The organism is Pseudomonas sp. RL (assembly GCF_000647775.1).
In the GTDB taxonomy this organism is placed as follows: Bacteria; Pseudomonadota; Gammaproteobacteria; order Pseudomonadales; family Pseudomonadaceae; genus Serpens; species Serpens flexibilis.
On sequence record NZ_JBOY01000197.1, the window covers coordinates 1 to 821 of the forward strand.

1 protein-coding gene is annotated in these 821 nt (G+C 72.2%); it reads right to left on the reverse strand.

Features of this window, described 5'->3' with window-relative positions:
* Positions 1-821 (reverse strand): NnrS family protein (locus AS93_RS0118125; RefSeq protein WP_027591896.1); only part of this gene is annotated, 821 nt, incomplete at both ends.

Consider the following 821-nt stretch of genomic DNA (forward strand, 5'->3'; position numbering starts at 1 on the left):
CCCCAGGTGGTAAAGCGCCAGGCCGAAGGCCAGCAGCCAGGCCAGCCCGCTGGCGGCCAGCAGCGCCGTGTACGGCCAGCCGGGCAGGCCGGCGGCCAGGCGCAACAGCGCGCCGGCTACCAGCAAGGCGGCGCTGGTGGGCACCCAGGCGCGTGGGTCGAGTTCCTCGCCGCTGTGGGTGCGTCCGGCGATGTTGAGCACCGCGAACACCGACAGGCCCATGCCACCGAGGGTCAGCAGGTGCCGGCCGGCACTCATCGGTAGTGCTTGCCAGAGCAGGGCCGCCCCCAACGCGGCGTAGCCGAGCGCCATCAGCCAATAGATCAGGTACAGCGACAGCGCCCAGCGGCTGAACAGCGCGCGGCCCACATGCCAGTCGTTGAGGATGTTGAACAGCGCGGCGGCGCAGGCCAGCGCCAGCCAGCCGCCGACCCTGGCGCCCGGCAGCAGGAACTCCGCCAGCGTGTAGAGCGCGATGCAGAAGATCGCCAGGTTGCGACGCGGCGGCAGGGCGCGGTAGACCCGCGGCTCGTCCTGCGGATCATCGGCCTGCCGCGCCTCCAGGGCATCGTTGACGATGCGCATGGAGATGCGGCTGAGGGCGATCAGCACCAGCGCGAGCATGGCGCCGATGCCGGCGTGCAGCCAGCGCATCGGCGGCAGGCCCTGCAGCAGGTCGCTGTAGAAGCCGATGGCGGTGAGCGCGAAGCTCAGCAAGCCGGCGGCAAAGGCCCATTGGCGCCGACTCGGCTCGGCGAACAGGCGGCGCGCCAGCAGCAGCGGCAGGGCCAGCGCCAGGCCGACGTTGCACAGCGCCGCCG